This is a genomic window from Serratia sp. CY82433 (assembly GCF_052166535.1).
Taxonomy (GTDB): domain Bacteria; phylum Pseudomonadota; class Gammaproteobacteria; order Enterobacterales; family Enterobacteriaceae; genus Serratia; species Serratia sarumanii.
This window is the reverse complement of the sequence record NZ_JBJNOR010000001.1, coordinates 1920331-1937840: the sequence shown is the minus strand read 5'-3', so window position 1 is coordinate 1937840 and position 17510 is coordinate 1920331. Positions and strand designations below refer to the sequence as shown.

At 54.5% G+C, this 17510-nt stretch carries 13 protein-coding genes and 2 tRNA genes; 9 read left to right on the top strand and 6 right to left on the bottom strand.

Features of this window, described 5'->3' with window-relative positions; all coding sequences use genetic code 11:
* Positions 1 to 39: 39 nt before the first annotated feature.
* The 4 genes from ACJ8PI_RS09370 to ACJ8PI_RS09355 all read right to left on the bottom strand — a co-directional run bounded on the left by ACJ8PI_RS09370 (position 40) and on the right by ACJ8PI_RS09355 (position 1862).
* Positions 40 to 124, bottom strand: a tRNA-Tyr gene (locus tag ACJ8PI_RS09370).
* Between the two features lie 96 nt (positions 125 to 220).
* Positions 221 to 305, bottom strand: a tRNA-Tyr gene (locus tag ACJ8PI_RS09365).
* A 175-nt stretch (positions 306 to 480) separates the two neighbouring features.
* Positions 481 to 1329, bottom strand: a complete 849-nt coding sequence (gene purU, locus ACJ8PI_RS09360) for a formyltetrahydrofolate deformylase (RefSeq protein ID WP_016927485.1) — start codon at positions 1327 to 1329, stop codon at positions 481 to 483.
* Positions 1330 to 1397: 68 nt separating this feature from the next.
* Entirely contained in the window at positions 1398 to 1862 is a 465-nt protein-coding gene (locus ACJ8PI_RS09355; protein ID WP_033634796.1) for a YchJ family protein, read from the bottom strand.
* A gap of 118 nt (positions 1863 to 1980) precedes the next feature.
* Between ACJ8PI_RS09355 and rssA the strand changes: the two genes are divergently transcribed.
* The 5 genes from rssA (at position 1981) to ACJ8PI_RS09330 (ending at position 7534) form a co-directional block, all read left to right on the top strand.
* Entirely contained in the window at positions 1981 to 2883 is a 903-nt protein-coding gene (gene rssA / locus ACJ8PI_RS09350; protein WP_041035415.1) for a patatin-like phospholipase RssA, read from the top strand.
* 103 nt (positions 2884 to 2986) lie between these two features.
* Positions 2987 to 4000 carry a two-component system response regulator RssB gene (gene rssB, locus ACJ8PI_RS09345; protein ID WP_033634794.1) on the top strand — a complete coding sequence of 338 codons (1014 nt, stop codon included), beginning with the start codon at positions 2987 to 2989 and terminating at the stop codon, positions 3998 to 4000.
* Between the two features lie 212 nt (positions 4001 to 4212).
* Positions 4213 to 5130, top strand: a complete 918-nt coding sequence (gene galU / locus ACJ8PI_RS09340) for a UTP--glucose-1-phosphate uridylyltransferase GalU (protein WP_033634792.1) — start codon at positions 4213 to 4215, stop codon at positions 5128 to 5130.
* Positions 5131 to 5170: 40 nt separating this feature from the next.
* Positions 5171 to 6514, top strand: coding sequence for a UDP-glucose dehydrogenase family protein (locus ACJ8PI_RS09335; RefSeq protein WP_033634791.1), 1344 nt, complete (start codon positions 5171 to 5173; stop codon positions 6512 to 6514).
* A 9-nt stretch (positions 6515 to 6523) separates the two neighbouring features.
* Entirely contained in the window at positions 6524 to 7534 is a 1011-nt protein-coding gene (locus ACJ8PI_RS09330) for an NAD-dependent epimerase (protein ID WP_033654362.1), read from the top strand.
* Positions 7535 to 7720: 186 nt separating this feature from the next.
* Here ACJ8PI_RS09330 and hns read toward each other — a convergent pair whose 3' ends face one another.
* Positions 7721 to 8128 carry a histone-like nucleoid-structuring protein H-NS gene (gene hns / locus ACJ8PI_RS09325; protein WP_004932170.1) on the bottom strand — a complete coding sequence of 136 codons (408 nt, stop codon included), beginning with the start codon at positions 8126 to 8128 and terminating at the stop codon, positions 7721 to 7723.
* 700 nt (positions 8129 to 8828) lie between these two features.
* On the opposite strand from hns, the gene ACJ8PI_RS09320 reads away from it, so the two are divergent.
* Positions 8829 to 9413 carry a thymidine kinase gene (locus ACJ8PI_RS09320; protein ID WP_033634789.1) on the top strand — a complete coding sequence of 195 codons (585 nt, stop codon included), beginning with the start codon at positions 8829 to 8831 and terminating at the stop codon, positions 9411 to 9413.
* A 119-nt stretch (positions 9414 to 9532) separates the two neighbouring features.
* Here the strand turns inward: ACJ8PI_RS09320 and adhE are convergent, their stop codons facing one another.
* Positions 9533 to 12205, bottom strand: a complete 2673-nt coding sequence (gene adhE / locus ACJ8PI_RS09315; protein ID WP_038877249.1) for a bifunctional acetaldehyde-CoA/alcohol dehydrogenase — start codon at positions 12203 to 12205, stop codon at positions 9533 to 9535.
* Positions 12206 to 12736: 531 nt separating this feature from the next.
* Between adhE and ACJ8PI_RS09310 the strand changes: the two genes are divergently transcribed.
* From ACJ8PI_RS09310 to oppA, 3 genes are all read left to right on the top strand, one after another.
* A complete protein-coding gene (locus ACJ8PI_RS09310; protein WP_015378089.1) occupies positions 12737 to 13381 on the top strand; it encodes a YchE family NAAT transporter in 645 nt (214 codons plus the stop codon).
* 696 nt (positions 13382 to 14077) lie between these two features.
* Positions 14078 to 15715 carry an ABC transporter substrate-binding protein gene (locus ACJ8PI_RS09305; protein ID WP_033634786.1) on the top strand — a complete coding sequence of 546 codons (1638 nt, stop codon included), beginning with the start codon at positions 14078 to 14080 and terminating at the stop codon, positions 15713 to 15715.
* A gap of 149 nt (positions 15716 to 15864) precedes the next feature.
* Entirely contained in the window at positions 15865 to 17502 is a 1638-nt protein-coding gene (gene oppA, locus ACJ8PI_RS09300) for an oligopeptide ABC transporter substrate-binding protein OppA (protein ID WP_033647597.1), read from the top strand.
* Positions 17503 to 17510 lie beyond the last annotated feature (8 nt).

Below are 17510 nucleotides of genomic sequence, written 5' to 3'. Positions count from 1 at the left end.
GATGTGCTTTAAGTTTATTTGGGGTTTTCTATAAAGAGATGGTGGTGGGGGAAGGATTCGAACCTTCGAAGTCTGTGACGGCAGATTTACAGTCTGCTCCCTTTGGCCGCTCGGGAACCCCACCATGGTATTCATGGATTTACAAATTGTCGTTCCAGTTTTATCCGGAAGAAACCTGGCCGGTTTCTTTACTGCGTCCTCGCTCCTGGCGGAGAGAAGATGGTGGTGGGGGAAGGATTCGAACCTTCGAAGTCAGTGACGGCAGATTTACAGTCTGCTCCCTTTGGCCGCTCGGGAACCCCACCATATACATGGCTATTTAACTGGCCTTGCTTGCGAGAGCGCTGTCTCGGTAAGCGGGGCGCATCATATCAAATGAAGCGGATGTGTAAAGCATTGAAATGCAGAAAATGAATCGTTTGCCGTTTTTTTATTCTTGGCGGTGCATCCCTGAACGAAATGCACCGATTTATTGAGCGATTAGAGAATAACGGTGCGGTTGCCGTAGACGAAGACGCGCTGCGCCAGCACCTGATACAGCGCGCGGCTAAGCACGTTTTTCTCCACGTCGCGGCCGGCGCGCATCATATCCTCGGCGGAATAGGTGTGATCGACGTGGATCACGTCCTGCATGATGATCGGGCCTTCGTCGAGATTGTCGTTAACGTAGTGGGCGGTGGCGCCGATGATTTTTACCCCGCGCTCATAGGCCTGGTGATAAGGGCGCGCGCCGATAAACGCCGGCAGGAACGAATGGTGAATGTTGATCACCTGATTCGGGTAATGTTGCACGAAGGCCGGGGTCAGCACGCGCATATATTTGGCCAGCACCACGTAATCCGGCTGATATTGATCGATCTTGGCCGTCATTTCGCGGTCATGCTGTTCACGCGTCAGGCCTTCGTGGCTCACCAGATGGAAAGGAATATCGAAACGCTCCACCAGCGATTGCAGCGTGTCGTGGTTGCCGATCACGGCGGCGATTTCAACGTCGAGGCCGCCATAGGCGCTTTTCATCAACAGATCGCCCAGGCAGTGGGCCTCTTTGGTGACCAGCACCACGATGCGCCGGCGCCCGGTGCTGTGCAGCTCACGCAGCGAACCTTCCGGCAGCGCGCTGTCCAGATCGGCCAGCAGCGTGTTGTCGTTGAAAATGCCTTCCAGCTCGGTGCGCATGAAGAAACGCCCGGTGCGGTGATCGACGAACTCATTATTCTGCACGATATTGAGTTCGTGCTTGTAACAGATGTTGGTGATCTTGGCGATCAGCCCTTTGGCGTCCGGGCAGATGGTGCGTAACACTTTCCGTTGTACATTTTGGTGTGGCATGGGTTTGAGGATCCTGTCTGATACTGAACGGCCTGTCTGCGCAGGCGTAAACGTGAAGCGCCGGCCGGCTAGCGCCCGCAGCACTTCTTGTATTTTTTCCCTGAGCCACAGGGACACATCGCATTTCTGCCGGGCTGGGGTTTGGTGCCGTCGATATAATACCAACGTTGATCGCGACGAAGGAAGCGCGAGCGTTCATGCATCGCCTGTGGTTCGCCGCTTTCGCCATCGATAAAGCGGGCGATGAATTCGACGAAGCCTTCATCCGGCTCATGACCGGCTTTCTCTTCCACGATCGTCAGGCCTAACCATTCGGTATTTTTAAAGCTGTCGACGATTGCATTGCGCCACGCTTCGGCGCCGCAGTCGGGGTGCCAGGTGGCGATCAGATAGTCGACGTTATGACTCACGTAGGCGGTGAAGCGTGAACGCATCAGCTGACCGGGCGTAGGCGCCGGCTGATTGCCGCTGATAAAAGGGGCGCAGCACGCGTTATACGCCTGTCCGCTGCCGCATGGGCATGATTCGGGCAAAATAACTCCTGAGAACACGAGGCAGAAAATGAATTTAGCGCATATGTTACCTAACAATATTCGTCAGTGACAATCTACCCTGAAAGCAGAGAACACCTTTCACCGCGAGGATGGCGCTATGCGGCAAATCAAGATCGGACTGGCGCTGGGGGCGGGCTCGGCCAAAGGCTGGGCGCACATCGGCGTGATTAATGCGATAAAGAAACTGGGGATTGAGGTTGATATCGTGGCCGGTTGCTCCGTCGGCGCGTTGGTGGGGGCGGCGTTCGCCAGCCATCGTCTGCCGGCGATGGAGCAGTGGGTGCGATCGTTCAGCTATTGGGACGTGATTCGCCTGATGGATTTTTCCTGGCACCGTGGCGGCCTGTTGCGCGGCGAGCGGGTGTTTAACGCCGTCGGACAGTTGTTGAAGATCAATGATATCGCTGAATGTGCGCTGAAGTTCGGCGCCGTGACGACCAATCTCAGCACCGGGCGTGAGCTGTGGCTGACCGAAGGCGATATTCATCAGGCGATACGCGCCTCCTGCAGCATGCCTGGCCTGTTGGCACCGGTGTGGGCCGACGGCTATTGGCTGGTGGATGGCGCGGTGGTCAATCCGGTGCCGGTGTCGCTTTGCCGCGCCATGGGCGCCGATATCGTCATCGCGGTCGATCTGCAGCATGACGCGCACCTGATGCAGCAGGATCTGTTCTCGATACGTATCGAGGAAGAAAGCCCGGAAGATGCGCCTGCGGCCACCTGGCGCGGGCGTCTGCGGGAGCGCATCGGCAGAATGCGGCAGCGCAAACCGGCGACGGCGCCCACGGCGATGGAGGTCATGGGCACCTCGATTCAAATGCTGGAAAATCGCCTGAAGCGCAACCGGATGGCGAGCGATCCGCCGGATGTGCTGATTCAACCTTTTTGCCCGCAAATCTCGACGCTGGATTTCCACCGCGCCAATGAAGCGATCGAAGCGGGATTGCTGGCGGTGGAAAAACAACTGGATCGGTTGTTGCCGTTGATAAAAAATAGATAATTCTCGGTTCTCGGTTGGCATTGCGCGGTCAGTCTGTTTCAGACGAGCATAAGTGACCTTTTTGAGCCACTATTACACTATGGAAAGGGACGAGGCTCGGCTGATGGCATTACCACTTACTCACAAGCGCATCTTGATCGTTGAGGACGAACAGGTTTTTCGTTCGGTGCTGGTCGGTTATTTGGCCTCGCTGGGCGCTGAAACCGGCGAGGCGACCAACGGTTTACAGGCGTTGAGTGCCGTCGATGACTTCAAGCCGGATCTGATCCTGTGCGATCTCGCGATGCCGGAAATGGGCGGTATCGAATTCGTTGAACACCTGCGTTTGCAGGGGGTACAGATCCCGGTGCTGGTGATCTCGGCCACCGACAAGATGGCGGACATCGCCAAGGTGCTGCGGTTGGGCGTGCAGGATGTGCTGCTCAAGCCGCTGACCGATCTCAACCGCCTGCGTGAAGCGGTGCTGGCGTGCTTATACCCCAATATGTTCACCTCCCAGGCGATTGAAGAGGTTGAACTGTTTCAGGATTGGGATGCGCTGAGCAAAAATCCTTCCGAAGCCGTCAAACTGCTTAAACAATTGCAGCCGCCGGTACAGCAGACCATTGCGCATTGCCGGATCAACTATCGGCAGTTAACCACCGGCGAAAATCCCGGCCTGGTGCTGGATATCGCCGCCTTGTCAGAAAAGGATCTGGCATTCTATTGCCTGGACGTCACGCGCGCCGGCGATAATGGCGTATTGGCGGCTTTGCTGTTGCGCGCGTTATTTAATGGGCTGCTGCAAGATCATCTGGCTAATCAACAGCATCGTCTGCCGCAAATGTCGGCATTGTTAAAGCAGGTTAATCAATTATTGCGGCAGGGGAAATTAGACGGTCAATTCCCTCTGTTGTTGGGATATTATCACGCCGAAAATAAAAACCTGATCCTGGTTTCCGCCGGGCTGCATGCCAACGTCAATACCGGTGACAATCAAATCCAGCTGAACAACGGCGTGCCGCTGGGGACGCTGGGAGCTACCTACATGAATCAGATCAGTCAGCGCTGTGCCGCCTGGCAGTGTCAGGTATGGGGCAGCGGTGGCCGATTGCGGCTGATGCTCAGCGCTGAATAACAGGCAGCGATCGGCGAGATCTTAAGCTATTCACTTATCGGTAATTAAACCGTTTATTTATTCTCCCGATTATCCGAACGGGTAATAGTCCTAAATGTTTTCTATTTGTGTTCCGGCTAATGCTCGGCGCGTATAAGCTGGTATACTCCGAAGGTTTTTTTATATCGAGCCAAGCTCATAAAATGAGCGTCTTAGCTTTAAGAGAGGAAATAATGCCTGCTGTAAATCGCAAAGTCAGAAAAGCCGTGATCCCGGTTGCAGGCTTGGGTACGCGGATGTTGCCGGCCACCAAAGCCATTCCGAAAGAAATGCTGCCGCTGGTTGATAAACCGCTGATCCAATACGTCGTCAATGAGTGCATTGCGGCGGGGATTAACGAGATTGTGCTGGTCACCCACTCCTCCAAGAACTCGATCGAAAACCATTTTGATACCAGTTTCGAACTCGAAGCGATGCTGGAAAAACGCGTCAAGCGCCAATTGCTGGATGAAGTGCAGTCGATCTGCCCGAAAGGCGTTACCGTGATGCAGGTTCGTCAGGGCAATGCCAAAGGCCTGGGGCACGCAATTATGTGTGCCTACCCGATGGTGGGCGATGAGCCGGTCGCGGTGGTGCTTCCTGACGTGATCCTCGATGAATACAGCGCCGATCCGAAAAAAGACAACCTGCACGAAATGCTGCAGCGCTTCGAAACCACCGGCGTCAGCCAAATCATGGTTGAACCCGTGCCGCATAAGGATGTCGGAAACTACGGCGTAGCCGACTGCAAGGGCGTCGATCTGCAACCGGGCGAAAGCGCGCCGATGGTCAGCGTGGTCGAGAAGCCGTCGCCGGATAAAGCGCCTTCCAACCTGGCGATTGTCGGGCGTTACGTGTTGTCCGCCGATATTTGGCCGCTGTTGGCGAAAACGCCTCCAGGCGCCGGCGATGAAATTCAGCTGACTGACAGCATCGAAATGCTGATGCAGCAGGAAACGGTGGAAGCGTATCACCTGAAAGGCGTGAGCCATGACTGCGGTAACAAACTGGGTTACATGCAGGCTTTTGTAGAGTACGGCATGCGTCATGCCAGCCTGGGCAAAGAATTTTCTCAGTGGCTGCAACAGGTTGTTGCCGCTGACAAGAAGTAATTTGATCTTTCGTCTTAATTTGAAAAACTAGGATTTTCACATGAAAGTAACAGTTTTTGGTATTGGTTATGTGGGGCTGGTACAGGCCGCGGTGCTGGCTGAAGTTGGCCATGACGTTATGTGCATCGATGTTGATGAGCGAAAAGTCGAAAACCTGAAAAAAGGGAATATCCCGATTTTTGAGCCGGGCCTGGCGCCGCTGGTGCAGCAAAACTATGAGGCCGGACGCCTGCATTTCACCACCGATGCCAAAGCGGGCGTGGCGCACGGGAATATCCAGTTTATCGCCGTCGGCACGCCGCCGGATGAGGACGGCTCCGCCGATCTGAAATATGTCACCGCGGTGGCGCGCACCATCGCCGAGCACATGACCGATCGCAAAGTGGTGATCGACAAATCCACCGTGCCGGTCGGCACGGCGGACAAGGTGCGTCAGGTGATGGCGGAAACGCTGGCTAAGCGCGGCAGCAACGTGCCGTTCGACGTGGTGTCCAACCCTGAATTCCTGAAGGAAGGCGCTGCGGTGGCTGACTGCATGCGCCCTGAGCGCATCGTGATCGGTACCGATAATAAAGAGGTGATCGAACCTATTCGCGAGCTGTACGAGCCGTTTAACCGCAATCACGATCGTATGATCATGATGGATATCCGCAGCGCGGAGCTGACCAAATACGCCGCCAACTGCATGTTGGCGACCAAAATCAGCTTTATGAACGAAATGTCCAACCTGGCGGAAATGCTGGGCGCGGACATCGAGAAAGTGCGTCAGGGCATCGGTTCCGATTCACGCATCGGCTATCACTTCATCTACCCTGGCTGTGGCTACGGTGGCTCTTGCTTCCCGAAAGATGTGCAGGCCTTGATCCGCACGGCGGAGCAGATCGGTTACCAACCGAAGCTGTTGCAGGCGGTAGAGCAGGTCAACTACCAACAGAAAGACAAGCTGAGCAGCTTTATCAAAGACTATTTCGGCAGCGATTTGAAGGGCAAAACCTTCGCACTGTGGGGTCTGGCGTTCAAGCCGAATACCGATGACATGCGTGAAGCCTCCAGCCGCGTGCTGATGGAGCAACTGTGGGCTGCCGGCGCCACCGTTCAAGCCTACGATCCGGAAGCGATGAACGAAGTTCAGCGCATCTATGGCCAGCGTGACGATCTGAAACTGATGGGCACCAAAGAGGCTGCGTTGCACGGCGCCGATGCGCTGGTGATTTGCACCGAATGGCAGAATTTCCGCGCGCCGGACTTCGACGTGATCAAGGGTGCGTTGAAACAGCCGGTGATCTTCGATGGACGTAACCTGTACGATCCGGAGCGTTTGGCGAATCGTGGCTTTACCTACTATGCGATTGGCCGCGGCGCATCGATTAAACCGGTTATTTAAGGAGTGACCATGAAATTCCTGGTTACAGGCGCCGCAGGGTTTATTGGTTATCACGTTGCAGAGCGTTTGTTGACCGCCGGGCATCAGGTTGTCGGCATCGATAACCTGAATGACTATTATGACGTGGGCCTGAAAACGGCCCGTCTGGACAGACTGGCGGATAAGCCGGGATTCTGCTTTATCAAGCTGGATTTGGCCGATCGCGAAGGCATGGCGGCATTGTTCGCCGAGCATCAGTTTCAGCGCGTCATTCATTTGGGCGCGCAAGCCGGCGTGCGTTATTCGCTGGTCAACCCGTTGGCTTATGCGGACGCCAACCTGATCGGCCATTTGAACGTGCTGGAAGGCTGCCGGCATAATAAGGTCGAGCATTTACTTTACGCGTCCTCCAGCTCTGTTTATGGCCTCAATCGCAAGCTGCCGTTTGCTACCGAAGATTCTGTCGACCACCCTGTGTCACTGTATGCGGCAACCAAAAAAGCCAATGAGCTGATGTCACACAGCTACTCTCATTTATACGGTCTTCCGACGACGGGGCTGCGCTTCTTTACCGTATATGGTCCCTGGGGGCGTCCGGATATGGCGCTGTTCAAGTTTACCAAGGCCATATTGGCGGGGGAGAGCATCGATGTATATAACCACGGTGAAATGCACCGTGACTTTACTTACATTGATGATATCACCGAGGCTATTGTGCGGCTGCAGGCGGTTATTCCGCAGGCAGATCCGTCATGGACCGTTGAACAGGGATCGCCGGCGACCAGTTCCGCGCCGTATCATGTTTATAATATCGGCAATAACTCCCCCGTTAAACTGATGGAATATATCACGGCATTGGAGCAGGCTTTGGGGGTAACGGCCCGCAAGAATATGCTGCCGATGCAACCTGGCGACGTGATGGATACCAGCGCGGATACCGCAGAGCTTTATCGTGACATTGGTTTTAAGCCGGAAACCAGCGTTGAAGAGGGTGTGAAGCGCTTTGTTGATTGGTATAAGGCATTCTACCAGGTTCAATAATTGAACGAGGGTAAATGCGATAAAGGGGCCTTAGGGCCCTTTTTTTTCACTGGGATTTCGTGCAAGGAGGAAAATGCGAATTAGGATATTTACTAAAAGAAAAGGGATGAGGCGGGATCACGGCTATAAGCTTTAAAATGAAAAGGCCCCCCGCAGGGAGCCTTTCAGATACGGACTGAATCGCTATTACAGCAGGAAATCATCCAGAGATTTACCTTGCTCTTCGATAGCTTTCTTAATCACCGCAGGGGTACGGCCTTGGCCGGTCCAGGTTTTCAGTTCGCCGTTTTCGTCTTTATATTGGTATTTAGCAGGACGTGCTGCACGTTTTGCTTTGCCGGCAGCCTTGTTGGCAGCCATGGTTTGCAGCAGTTCATTCGGATCGATACCGTCAGCAATCAGCATTTCGCGGTATTGCTGCAGTTTACGGGTGCGTTCTTCGATTTCTGCTTGAGCCTGGCTGTCTTCTTCGCGACGTTCGTTCACAACAACTTCCAGTTTCTCGAGCATTTCTTCCAGCGTTTCCAGTGTGCATTCTCTTGCCTGGGCGCGCAGAGTGCGGATGTTGTTCAAAATCTTTAATGCTTCGCTCATTGTCCTAGTCTCAAATTATATTGGTGGGGGGCGTCTCGATAATAATAGAGTGCTATTTTCCTTTCTGCAATAGCCAAATTGACTTGAATACTCAAATTTACCTTTTAAAAAACCGTTAATCGGATCTGTCCGACTAATATAGGAAGGGCTGTTAACTATTACCCTCACCGCACTTAAGTCAAAATTTCAGCAGGCATGCTTTAAAATGCGCGTGGCACAAGGCTTTCATCGATAAGTTATCGCTGTAATTTATATCAATATTACAATGGGTTCTGTGGGCTTAATCACGTCATGACGAGGCAGACATTGTAAACAATAGGGGTATCTGGGTAAAGATTGCGTCAGGAAACGTCGGGGGAGAACGAAGGCGATTAAATGCCCTGTATTGGCCTCACGTATAATAGGCAAGCACTCCGCCGCGGTCGCGGCGCCTGCCGAGGTGAAAGGGGGGATTATGCATTAATCGGCAAATGACCGGCTTAACCATTAGCAAGAATTAATAGTGATGACAGGCATACATTATCCTGTAAATAGCGGTAAAAAGAACGGGCCGACAGAAGGATATGTTTCGCTTGAAAGCGCATTATTACGGCGAACGCAATATTCGCTCGCTTTGGGCTGAGCCGGGGGGCGGGTTATGGTACACTCACCGTCCTAATCAACATTTGAATATTTCTTATACCATCGGAGTTGCGGGGCCATGGCTCAACTTTATTTTTATTACTCTGCGATGAATGCCGGCAAGTCCACCGCGCTGCTACAGTCTTCATATAACTATCAAGAACGTGGTATGCGCACGCTGGTGTTCACCGCGGAGATCGATCACCGCTTTGGGGTGGGCAAAGTCAGCTCGCGCATCGGTTTATCCTCGCAGGCCCAGCTCTATAACAACGACTCGATGCTGTACGCCATGATTCAGCAGGAGCATCAACAGCAGCCGGTGCATTGCGTGCTGCTGGATGAAAGCCAGTTCCTGACCAAGGCCCAGGTTGAGCAATTGTGCGATGTGGTGGACCAACTGGACATTCCCGTATTGTGCTACGGCCTGCGTACCGATTTTCTCGGTGAGCTGTTTATCGGCAGCCAATATTTGCTGGCCTGGGCTGATAAGCTGGTGGAATTGAAAACCATCTGCCACTGCGGGCGCAAAGCCAATATGGTGTTGCGGTTGGATGAAAACGGCCAGGCGATGCACGCCGGTGAGCAGGTGGTGATTGGCGGTAACGAGAGCTATGTCTCCGTCTGCCGCAAGCATTATAAAGAGGCGATTCACTCCCTGGAGTAGGGGAGAAAACGCCGCCAAAGCCCGCTGAAGCGTTTTGGTGACCTGAGTCGAAATGCAGCGCCTCGGGCGCAATAAAAAACCCGCCGTGTGGCGGGTTTTTTTATCGGTTCACGGAACCGTTATTTCTTGGGCTTCTTTACCGCGGTTTTGGCGGCAGCAGGAGCGGCAGCTTCCTCTTCTACCGCTTCGCTGAATTCGCGGCCGTAGAAGGTATCCAGCATGATTTGCTTCAGTTCGGCAATCAGCGGATAGCGCGGGTTGGCGCCGGTGCATTGGTCGTCGAACGCGTCTTCCGACAGCTTGTCGACTTTCGCCAGGAAGTCCGCCTCCTGCACACCCGCTTCGCGGATGGAGGTTGGGATGCCCAACTCGGTTTTCAGCTCGTCCAGCCAGGCCAGCAGTTTCTCAATCTTCTGCGCGGTGCGGTCGCCCGGGGCGCTCAGGCCGAGGTGGTCGGCGATTTCAGCGTAGCGGCGGCGCGCCTGAGGGCGGTCGTACTGGCTGAAGGCCGTCTGCTTGGTCGGGTTGTCGTTCGCATTGTAGCGAATAACGTTGGAAATCAGCATCGCGTTGGCCAGGCCGTGCGGAATGTGGAACTCCGAACCCAGCTTGTGCGCCATGGAGTGACAAACCCCAAGGAAGGCGTTGGCGAAAGCGATACCGGCGATGGTGGCGGCGTTGTGCACGCGTTCACGAGCAACCGGGTTTTTCGCGCCTTCTTTATAGCTGGCCGGCAGATACTCTTTCAACAGTTTCAGCGCCTGCAGCGCCTGGCCGTCGGAGTATTCGTTCGCCAGCACCGAGACGTAGGCTTCCAGCGCGTGGGTGACCGCATCCAGACCGCCGAAGGCACACAGGGATTTCGGCATGTTCATCACCAGGTTGGCGTCGACAATCGCCATGTCCGGGGTCAGCGCATAGTCGGCCAGCGGGTATTTCTGCCCGGTGGTGTCGTCGGTCACGACGGCGAATGGCGTGACTTCCGAACCGGTGCCTGAGGTGGTGGTGATAGCGATCATCTTCGCTTTCACGCCCATTTTCGGGAACTTGTAGATACGCTTGCGGATGTCCATGAAGCGCAGCGCCAGATCCTCGAAGTGGGTTTCAGGATGTTCGTACAGCACCCACATGATTTTCGCAGCGTCCATCGGCGAACCGCCGCCCAGCGCGATGATGACGTCCGGTTTGAAGGAGTTCATCTGCTCGGCACCTTTACGCACGATGCTCAGTGTCGGGTCGGCTTCCACTTCGAAGAACACTTCGGTTTCGATGCCGTGAGACTTCAGAACCTTGGTGATCTGGTCGGCATAGCCGTTGTTGAACAGGAAACGGTCGGTCACGATGAAGGCGCGTTTTGCCCCGTCGGTCGCCACTTCTTCCAGCGCGATAGGCAGCGAGCCACGGCGGAAGTAGATCGATTTCGGAAGTTTATGCCACAACATGTTTTCTGCTCGCTTCGCTACAGTTTTCTTGTTGATCAGGTGTTTAGGTCCGACGTTTTCAGAGATGGAGTTACCACCCCAGGAGCCGCAACCCAGCGTCAGCGAAGGCGCGAGTTTGAAGTTATACAGGTCGCCGATACCGCCCTGAGAAGCCGGGGTGTTGATCAGGATGCGAGCCGTTTTCATTTTATCGCCGAAGTAGGCGATGCGAGCCGTTTGGTTATCCTGGTCGGTGTACAGGCAGGAAGTGTGGCCGATACCGCCCATGGCGACCAGTTTTTCGGCTTTGGCGACGGCGTCTTCGAAGTCTTTGGCCCGGTACATCGCCAGCGTCGGCGACAGTTTTTCATGGGCGAAAGGTTCGGACTCGTCGACCAGCTTCACTTCGCCGATCAGCACTTTGGTGTTGGCCGGCACTTTGATGCCTGCCATCTCGGCGATTTTCGGTGCGGATTGCCCGACGATGGCCGCGTTCAGACCGCCGTTTTTCAGGATGATGTCCTGCACCGCTTTCAGTTCTTTACCCTGCAGCAGATAGCCGCCGTGGGAAGCGAAGCGTTCGCGTACCGCATCATAAATAGAGTCGACGACGATGACCGACTGTTCGGAAGCGCAGATAACGCCGCTGTCGAAGGTTTTGGACATCAGGATAGACGCGACCACGCGCTTGATGTCTGCGGTTTCGTCTACCACCACCGGCGTATTACCGGCGCCGACGCCGATGGCCGGTTTGCCGGAGCTGTAGGCGGCTTTCACCATGCCCGGGCCACCGGTGGCCAGGATCAGGTTGATGTCCGGGTGGTGCATCAGCTGGTTGGACAGTTCGACGGTCGGTTGGTCGATCCAACCGATGATATCTTTCGGCGCGCCGGCGGCGATAGCGGCTTGCAGCACGATATCGGCGGCTTTGTTGGTGGCATTTTTCGCACGCGGGTGCGGCGAGAAGATGATGCCGTTACGGGTTTTCAGGCTGATCAGCGCTTTGAAGATCGCGGTAGAAGTTGGGTTGGTGGTAGGGACGATACCGCAAATCAGGCCGATAGGCTCGGCGATGGTGATGGTACCGAAGGTGTCATCTTCAGACAGGATGCCACAGGTTTTTTCATCTTTATAGGCGTTGTAGATGTACTCGGAAGCGAAGTGGTTTTTGATCACTTTGTCTTCGACGATACCCATTCCGGATTCTTCCACGGCCATTTTGGCCAACGGGATACGGGCATCAGCAGCGGCGAGGGCGGCAGCGCGGAAAATTTTATCCACTTGCTCTTGAGTGAAGTTGGCATATTCGCGCTGGGCTTTTTTGACACGTGCGACAAGCTCGTTCAGTTCAGCGACATTCGTTACAGCCATAATGCTCTCCTGATAATGTTAAACTCTTTCAGTAAATAAGCCGTGCGAGCCACTAGTATAGTCATAACGGGAATAAACGGTGATTTGAATACCGGGGCTTTCCCGCGTTATTTCTTCGCATGCTGCTGATTTGCTTAAAGAGCTTCACCCTACGCCAACCGGAGGGGTAGGCAGTGAGGAGAAGGGAACTGTCTGGGTTGCCGCCGACTTTGTTCTACTCCCTGACTACGACTAAGAGCTTACCCACTGTTGGGTAGTCGATTTGTGATCTAAATCATGAAAAGTGCAAGCTGACACCTTTCAGCTTACCGGTGTTGGGAATCATTCTTGATAACTGTGAGCGATGACTCTTTTTTCAACATAAAAAATCAAAAGGCCATACATCACTTTAACAAAGGACATTTGTTTCGTTGCATAACTTGCTGACAGTCAAAAATGCTGCTTGGGCCGGATGGATTACCCGCGCCAATTCCATTACATTAGCGCGCATAGGCAGCACACCTTTTTTATAGCGATTAATGCGGAGCATCTGTGGGCCAATCTCTGTTGGATCTTTCCGGCTTTATCAAGTTCTTTGTCGGTCTGTTTGCGCTGGTCAACCCGGTGGGCATCTTGCCGGTGTTTATCAGCATGACCAGCTACCAGGCGGAAGCGGGGCGCAATAAAACCAACCTGACCGCCAACCTGTCGGTCGCCATCATTTTGTGGACGTCGCTGTTCCTGGGCGAAGGGATCCTGCGGATGTTCGGCATCTCTATCGATTCGTTCCGCATCGCCGGCGGTATTCTGGTGGTGACCATCGCCATGTCGATGATCAGCGGCAAGCTGGGGGAAGACAAGCAAAACAAACAGGAGAAATCGGAGAGCGCGATCCGCGAAAGCATCGGCGTGGTGCCGTTAGCGCTGCCGCTGATGGCGGGGCCGGGGGCGATCAGTTCCACCATCGTGTGGAGTTCCCGTTATCACAACTGGCAAAGCCTGCTCGGCTTTACGGTGGCGATCGCCTTGTTCGCCTTTTGTTGCTGGCTGTTGTTCCGCGCCGCGCCGCTGTTGGTGCGTTTGCTGGGGCAGACCGGCATCAACGTGATCACCCGTATCATGGGTCTGCTGCTGATGGCGCTCGGCATCGAGTTTATCGTTACCGGCATTAAGGCGATATTCCCCGGCCTGTTGTAATACCCTTTGTTTAGCCGCGTACCTTTCGCGTCGGCGCGGCTAAAATTAATTTTAAAGTTTAAATTATTTATTGGTTCGCATTATTATAGTGCACAGAGTGAATAAAAATTATGCCGTTGCACTCTTATGTTGCATAAATCTCATGTTGCTGCTCAAAAAAAACGCTGAGCGCTATTTCAAACACTTTTCCTCCCCCCTTTTCGCGCATTTTGCCCCCGTTCAACGGTAAAGCTGTTGTTAAATTAGTCACATCATTCTGTGGGGCTTGTCTCACTTTCATCCAGGTGTTATTAGTGATTAACCGCCCGTAGACAGGTGTTTGTTCTTTGAATGATTGGATTGTTAACTGAATGTTTCTTTTCGCGGCGGTGAGATCGTGCTGACGGTTTCAATTGAAATGAATTCGGTTTTTTTGCCTTTAAAATCATATCAATGACATTGGTTTTTCTTGGCCTCGAACGCAGGGGACGGATCGGGCTTCGTGCGATAAAAGAGAATTGCTTAACATTTTCGTAAAATTTATTGGCTATGGAATTTGGCTTCTGCTAATTTCCGAGCAACTTTCCCGTGGTCAATTAACTGAAATGCGCCATAAAAACGGGAATGATTTTTGCTGGTATCCGTTTATTTAGAATTCTTATAAACACTTCACAAACTTCGATAAGCGATGCTTGTCGGTGAAAAGGAGCCTCGATTATGCAGCAAACCCTGAAGCGTACTTCTTTGACCTTGTTGATTAGCGGCGCGCTGAGCGTCGGCGCCGTAAATAGCGGTTGGGCGGCGCAGGTGCCGGCCGGCGTTCAGTTGGCGCAGCAGCAGAATATTGTGATCAATAACGGCAGCGAAGTGGCTTCATTGGATCCGCATAAGGTCGAGGGCGTACCGGAAAGCAATATCATTCTTAACCTGCTGGAAGGGCTGGTGAGCACCGATGCCAACGGGCATGTGGTGCCGGCGGCGGCGGCGAGCTGGGAAAACCAGAATTATCAGCAGTGGACCTTCCACCTGCGCCCCGGCGCGGTGTGGAGCGACGGCAGCCCGGTGACCGCGCAAGATTTCGTCTACAGCTGGCAGCGTCTGGCCGATCCGAAAATCGCCTCGCCCTATGCCAGCTACCTGCAATACACCAAAGTCGAGAATATCGACGACATCCTGACCGGTAAGAAGAGCCCGCAGACCCTCGGCGTCAAGGCGCTGGACGACCAGACGCTGCAGGTGACGCTGAGCGAGCCGGTGCCGTATTTCATCAGCATGCTGAGCCACACGTCGCTCAAACCGGTCAAACGGGCGGTGGTGGAGAAATTCGGCGATAAATGGACGCTGCCCGCCAACTACGTCGGCAACGGCGCTTACCGCCTGAAAGAGTGGGTGGTGAACGAGCGCATCGTGCTGGAGCGCAGCCCGAGCTACTGGAACAACAAGCAGACGGTGATCAATCAGGCGACCTTCCTGCCGATTACCTCGGAAGTCAGCGACGTTAACCGCTTCCGCAGCGGCGAGATCGATATCACCAACAGCGCCATTCCGCCATACCTGTACGTCAAGATGAAACGCGAAATGCCTGAACAGCTGCACGTTAACCCTTATCTGTGCACCTTCTATTACGAGCTCAATAACAAGCAGGCGCCGTTCACCGATGCGCGCGTGCGTACGGCGGTGAAGATGACGCTGGATCGCGACATCATCGCCAACAAGATCATGGGCCAGGGGCAGATCCCAGCCTACAGCTTCACGCCGACCTTCACGGAAGGCGCTAACTTCACGCCGCCCGCGTGGGCCGGCTGGAGCCAGGAACAGCGCAACGCCGAAGCCAGGAAACTGCTGGCGGAAGCGGGCTACAGCGACGCCAAGCCGCTGAAATTCTCGCTGCTGTACAACACCTCCGATCAAAACAAACAGCAGGCGATCGCCGCTGCGTCGATGTGGAAGAAGAACCTGGGCGCTGAGGTCACGCTGCGCAACCAGGAATGGAAAACGTCGCTGGAGAGCCGTCATCAGGGGCAATACGACGTGGCGCGCGCCACCTGGTGCGGGGATTACAACGAGCCCAGCGCGTTCCTGAACCTGGTGCTGTCCAACAGCAGCATCAACACCGTGTTCTATAAAAGCCCGGCGTTCGACGCCATCATGGCCGCCACGCTGAAGGCGCCGGATGAGGCCGCGCGCGCCGCGCTCTATCAGCAGGCGGAAGCGCAGCTGGACAAAGACTCCGCGTTGGTCCCGGTTTATTACCGCGTCAGCGCGCGGTTGATCAAGCCGACGGTGGGCGGGTTCACCGGCAAAGATCCGCTGGACTATACCGACGTTAAAAATCTGTACATTATCAAGCAGTAAAAGGGGTATTCCTGGCGCTAGTTCGCGGAGGAATATAGGGAAGGCCGGCCGCCGCATTCGTTCCGCGGCGGCGGGAAAACAGAGTCCGCTTACGGGCAACGCAGGTTCCACGAAGAGCCTGTGATAATAAAAAACTGGAGTCGATAAGTATGACCAACATCACGAAGAAAACGCTCATTGCCGCCGGCGTCATCGCCGCGCTGGGCATCACAGCAACCACTTCCGCCTTTGCCGCCGACGTTCCTGCAGGCGTGCAACTGGCCGACAAGCAAGAAATCGTCAAAAACAACGGTTCCGAAGTGCAGTCGCTGGATCCGCACAAAATCGAGGGCGTGCCGGAAAACAACGTCACCCGCGATCTGATGGAAGGCCTGGCGAACAACAGCCCGGACGGTTCCATCGTGCCGGGCGTCGCGGAAAGCTGGGATAACAAGGATTTCAAAGTCTGGACCTTCCACCTGCGTAAAGACGCCAAATGGTCCAACGGCAAGCCGGTAACGGCGCAAGATTTCGTCTACAGCTGGCAGCGCGTGGTGGATCCGAAAACCGCGTCGCCTTACGCCAGCTACCTGCAGTACGCCCATGTGGAAAACGTCGATGACATCATCGCCGGTAAAAAAGACAAGTCGACGCTGGGCGTGAAGGCCATCGACGACCACACCTTCCAGGTGACCCTGAGCGAGTCGGTGCCTTATCTGGTTGAAATGACCCCGCACTACGCCATGAAGCCGGTTTACAAAGACGCGGTGGAGAAGTTTGGCGAGAAGTGGACGCTGCCGGCCAACTACGTCAGCAACGGCGCCTACAAACTGAAAGACTGGATTGTCAACGAACGCATCGTACTGGAACGCAACCCGGAATATTGGGATAACGCCAAAACCATCATCAATAAAGTGACGTTCCTGCCTATTTCGTCGGAAGTGACCGACGTTAACCGCTACCGCACCGGCGAAATCGACATGACCTACAACAACATGCCGATCGAACTGTTCCAGAAGCTGAAAAAAGAGATCCCGAAAGAGGTGCATGTCGATCCTTACCTGTGCACCTATTACTACGAAATCAACAACCAGAAGGCGCCGTTCACCGATGCGCGCGTGCGTGAAGCGCTGAAGCTGGGCATGGATCGCGACATCATCGTCAACAAGGTGAAAAACCAGGGCGATCTGCCGGCCTACAGCTTTACGCCGCCATACACCGACGGCGCCAAGCTGACCCCGCCGGAGTGGTTCGGCTGGACGCAGGAAAAACGCAACGAAGCGGCGAAGAAACTGCTGGCGGAAGCCGGCTACGGCCCGGGTAAACCGCTGACCTTCTCCCTGCTGTACAACACCTCCGATCTGCACAAGAAGCTGGCGATCGCCGCCGCCTCCATCTGGAAGAAAAACCTGGGCGTGGACGTGAAGCTGGTGAACCAGGAGTGGAAAACCTTCCTGGATACCCGCCATCAGGGCACCTATGACGTGGCGCGCGCCGGCTGGTGCGCCGACTACAACGAACCGAGTTCGTTCCTGAACATGATGTTGTCCGACAGCAGCAGTAACACCCCGCACTACAAGAGCGCCGAGTTCGACAAGCTGATGGCCAACGTGCTGACCGCGAAGACCAAAGACGAGCGCGCCGATCTGTATCAGAAAGCGGAAGTTCAGCTGGATAAGGATTCCGCCATCGTTCCGCTGTATTACTACGTGAACGCCCGTTTGGTGAAACCTTACGTCGGTGGCTACACCGGCAAAGACCCGCTTGATAACGTGTACGACAAAAACCTGTACATCATCAAGCATTGATACGGTAA

Coding starts and splice junctions, on each gene's coding strand:
- purU (WP_016927485.1), bottom strand. CDS start 1,329: ATGCCACACCAAAATGTACAACGGAAAGTGTTACGCACCATCTGCCCG.
- rssA (WP_041035415.1), top strand. CDS start 1,981: ATGCGGCAAATCAAGATCGGACTGGCGCTGGGGGCGGGCTCGGCCAAA.
- rssB (WP_033634794.1), top strand. CDS start 2,987: ATGGCATTACCACTTACTCACAAGCGCATCTTGATCGTTGAGGACGAA.
- galU (WP_033634792.1), top strand. CDS start 4,213: ATGCCTGCTGTAAATCGCAAAGTCAGAAAAGCCGTGATCCCGGTTGCA.
- ACJ8PI_RS09335 (WP_033634791.1), top strand. CDS start 5,171: ATGAAAGTAACAGTTTTTGGTATTGGTTATGTGGGGCTGGTACAGGCC.
- ACJ8PI_RS09330 (WP_033654362.1), top strand. CDS start 6,524: ATGAAATTCCTGGTTACAGGCGCCGCAGGGTTTATTGGTTATCACGTT.
- hns (WP_004932170.1), bottom strand. CDS start 8,128: ATGAGCGAAGCATTAAAGATTTTGAACAACATCCGCACTCTGCGCGCC.
- ACJ8PI_RS09320 (WP_033634789.1), top strand. CDS start 8,829: ATGGCTCAACTTTATTTTTATTACTCTGCGATGAATGCCGGCAAGTCC.
- adhE (WP_038877249.1), bottom strand. CDS start 12,205: ATGGCTGTAACGAATGTCGCTGAACTGAACGAGCTTGTCGCACGTGTC.
- ACJ8PI_RS09305 (WP_033634786.1), top strand. CDS start 14,078: ATGCAGCAAACCCTGAAGCGTACTTCTTTGACCTTGTTGATTAGCGGC.
- oppA (WP_033647597.1), top strand. CDS start 15,865: ATGACCAACATCACGAAGAAAACGCTCATTGCCGCCGGCGTCATCGCC.